Raw genomic sequence first — 3,463 nt, 5'->3', positions numbered from 1 at the left:
CCCCAGTGCAGCGCCGCCGCCTCCGGCCGCAGCACCAGCACGCGGGCGCCGCCGGCGGCCAGGATGGCGCGGCCGCCCGGCAGCTCCTGCACCGCCTCGTCGCCGAACAGCCTGGCATAGGGGGCCACCGCGCGGGCCGGGTCGTTGCTCACGATGCCGAACTCGGCGATGCCGGTGACGCCATTGGCGTGGCGCTGCCATTCCTGGCGCCAGACCAGCTCCGGCGTGAAATGGTGGCAGAAGAAGACGCGGCCGTTGAAGGCCACCTCCGGCCCGAGATGGGTGACGCGGAAGCGCGCATCCGGCGCGCTGCCATCGGGCAGCGCCACGGGGCGGGAGAATTCGCGGCTTTCCGAGACGGGCAGGCCGGCGGCGGCGAGGCGGTCGCGGAAATCCGCCTCTCCGGTCGGCTTGAACACCAGCCCGCCCAGGCCGTTCGGCATCTGCCACAGCGCGGCGCGGTCGGTGGCGCGGCCGGGCTCATAGCCCAGCAGCTCCAGATAGTCGGTGCCGAAGATCGCCAGGTTGTTGCTCGACCCCATCGTGTGGTGGCCGCGCTCGGTCAGCTGGAAGCCCAGCCGGCTGTAGCGCTCGGCGGCCGCGTCCAGCTCGGGGCCGACATGGATCACCACATGGTCGATGGCGGGCTTCAGCAGCGCGGTCATGCAACATCCTCCGGTTCGGGCGCCGATACTGGACGCTCGGGCGGGCTTTGCGAAGCCCGGCTGCGATTGCCACGCATTCTCCATAACATCATGAAAAGATTTGCATTTTCCTGATCTGCCGCTTGCCCCGCAGCGCCCGCGGGCGGAGAAAAGCCGGCAGGAGGCGCGGAATCATGAAGCGGTTCGACGAACTCAGCGAGGCCGAGACCCTGGCCCTCGCCATCGCCAATGAGGAGGAGGATGCGCGCATCTACCGCAGCTTCGCGCTGCGGCTGCGCGGCCCCTATCCCGGCACCGCCGCGCTGTTCGACGGCATGGCGGAGGAGGAGCAGGGCCACCGGCACCGGCTGCTGGCGCTGTACGAGCAGAAATTCGGCGCCGAGATGCCCTACATCACCCGCCAGGACGTGCGCGGCTTCCTGAAGCGCCACCCGCTCTGGCTGGCGCCGGATCTGCGGCTGGAGACGGTGCGCGCCCAGGCGGCGCTGATGGAGCGCGAGGCCGGGCGCTTCTATGCCCGCGCCGCCGAGCGCGCGCGCGATGTCGAGATCCGCCGCCTGCTGGGCGACCTGGCCGAGGTGGAGCAGAAGCACGAGGCGCGCGCCGCGGCGCTGGAGGCGGAGGCGCTGCCCGACGGGGTGCGCCGCGCCGAGGATGTCGAGGCGCGGCGCATGCTGCTGCTGCAGGTGGTGCAGCCGGGGCTGGCGGGGCTGATCGACGGTTCGGTCTCGACCCTGGCGCCGATCTTCGCCGCCGCCTTCGCCACGCAGAATTCCGGCGATGCGCTGCTGGTGGGGCTGGCGGCCTCGGCCGGCGCCGGCATCAGCATGGGGCTGACCGAGGCGCTGTCGGATGACGGCGCCATCACCGGGCGCGGCCATCCCTGGCTGCGCGGCGTGGTGTGCGGGGTGATGACGGCGCTGGGCGGGCTCGGCCACACCCTGCCTTACCTGATCGGCGATTTCTGGACGGCGACGGCGGTGGCGGCGCTGGTGGTGGCGGTGGAACTGTTCGCCATCGCCTGGATCCGCTGGCGCTACATGGAGACGCCCTTCGGCAGCGCCATCCTGCAGGTGGTGCTGGGCGGCGCGCTGGTGCTGCTGACCGGCATCCTGATCGGCAGCGCCTGAGGCGGTGGCCCGCGGGAGACATCCCGCGGGCCGCGCGGCTCAGCGCTTGTCGAGCGCCAGCGCGCCCGGGCCGGCGAAGACCAGATAGAGGAAGACGAAGCAGAACAGGATCGCCGCGTCGCCGCCATTCAGCAGCGGGTAGAAGTTGCGCGGGGCATGCGCCAGGAAATAGGCGAAGGCCATCAGGCCCGACAGCACGAAGGCCACCGGGCGGGTGAACAGCCCGACCACCAGCAGCGCGCCACCCACCAGTTCGAGCACCCCGGCGGTCCAGGAGAGGGTGAAGGCGGCGGGCAGGCCATTGGCCGGCGGGGCGGGGAAGCCCAGCAGCTTCTGCGTGCCATGCGCCAGGAACAGCAGCGCCGACATGATGCGCAGCGCCGCCAGCGCCAGCGGCGCGAAGCGGTGGAGGGAAGCGGTCATTGTTATCTCCCGATCGGGGCGGGGCCGCCCCCGCTCGGGTTCCAGATAGAGTGCTGCGAAGGATTCGCAAACGCCCCGCGATGTGACGCTGCGTCACAGCCGCCCGGCGCTACAGCCGCCAGGGCAGGGTACCCGGCGGCAGGCGGCGGCCGAGCAGCGTCGCCAGCCCCATCAGCCCGGCCACCAGCAGCAGCGCCAGGCAGGCCACCGCCGCCGCCTGCGGCCCCTGGCCGCCCTCCTGCAGGTTGAACACCAGCAGGCCCAGCGTCTGCGTGCCCGGCCCGTGCAGCAGCGAGCTGATCGTCACCTCGTTCACCGCCAGCAGCACCACCAGGATGGCGCCGGCCGCCAGCGCGGGCGCCAGCAGCGGCAGCTGCACGGCGGAGAGCCGCAGCCACAGCCCGGCGCCCAGGCCGCGCGCCGCCATCTCCAGCGCCGGGTCCAGCCGCGCGGCGGCGGCGGCTACCGGGCGCAGCGCCAGCGCCTGGAAACGCGAGAGATAGGCGAACAGGATCAGCCCCATCGTGCCATAGACGGCGCCGCCCCCCGGCAGGGTCAGCACCAGCAGGATGGCGGCCACCGCCGTGCAGGCGCCGGGCAGGGCATAGGGCAGGTCGATGCCGGCGCTGGCCCAGCGCACCGCGCGGTGTTTCAGCGACAGCGCCACCGGCAGCGCCGCCAGCGCCAGCACCAGAGCGGCTCCCCCGGCCAGCAGCAGCGAATTGCCCAGCGCCGCCATTGTGTGCGCCCCCGGCGCGACGGTGGCGGCGAAATGCCGCAGCGTGACGCTCCGCGCCGAGAGCGGCACGCCCATGGCCGGCACCAGCGCGCTGCACAGCAAAGCCGCCAGCGGCAGCGCCAGCACCGCCAGCAGGTAGAGCGCCAGCGGCAGCAGGGCCAGGCGGCTGCCCAGGCTCGCCGGCAGCGGCGCGAAGGGCTTGCCGGCGCGCCAGGCGATGCCGCGCGCGGCGCGGAACTGCAGCAGCAGCCCCGGCAGGGCCAGCGCCGCCAGCAGCAGTGACAGCGCCGCCACCTGCGACAGCGCCGCCGGCCCGGTGGCGGAGAGGCGCTGCCAGATCAGCACCGTCAGCAGCGGGTAGCGGCCGGGAATGCCGAGCAGCGCGGCGATGCCGAAATTGCCCAGCGCCGCGACATAGGCGAGGCCGAGCCCGGCCAGCACCCCCGGCCAGAGCAGCGGCCAGACCACGCGCCGCAGCGCCACGCCCGGCGCGGCGCCGAGCCCGC

Annotated in this window: 4 protein-coding genes; 1 reads left to right on the top strand and 3 read right to left on the bottom strand. The window is 73.4% G+C overall.

Annotated features, from left to right (window positions below; translation table 11 throughout):
- Positions 1 to 665, bottom strand: a 665-nt coding sequence (locus tag HMPREF0731_RS03060) for a VOC family protein (protein WP_007002548.1), incomplete at its 3' end; no start/stop codon positions are given.
- 173 nt (positions 666 to 838) lie between these two features.
- Here HMPREF0731_RS03060 and mbfA point away from each other — a divergent pair.
- Positions 839 to 1,795, top strand: coding sequence for an iron exporter MbfA (gene mbfA, locus HMPREF0731_RS03055; RefSeq protein WP_007002547.1), 957 nt, complete (start codon positions 839 to 841; stop codon positions 1,793 to 1,795).
- A gap of 39 nt (positions 1,796 to 1,834) precedes the next feature.
- Here mbfA and HMPREF0731_RS03050 read toward each other — a convergent pair whose 3' ends face one another.
- Together HMPREF0731_RS03050 and HMPREF0731_RS23040 are read right to left on the bottom strand one after the other, a co-directional pair.
- Positions 1,835 to 2,218, bottom strand: coding sequence for a DoxX family protein (locus tag HMPREF0731_RS03050; RefSeq protein WP_007002546.1), 384 nt, complete (start codon positions 2,216 to 2,218; stop codon positions 1,835 to 1,837).
- 109 nt (positions 2,219 to 2,327) lie between these two features.
- A partial coding sequence (locus tag HMPREF0731_RS23040) for an ABC transporter permease subunit (RefSeq protein WP_007002545.1) occupies positions 2,328 to 3,463 on the bottom strand: 1,136 nt, incomplete at its 5' end.

This window comes from Pseudoroseomonas cervicalis ATCC 49957, assembly GCF_000164635.1.
GTDB classification, from domain to species: Bacteria; Pseudomonadota; Alphaproteobacteria; order Acetobacterales; family Acetobacteraceae; genus Pseudoroseomonas; species Pseudoroseomonas cervicalis.
This window is presented reverse-complemented; position numbering and strand designations above follow the sequence as displayed.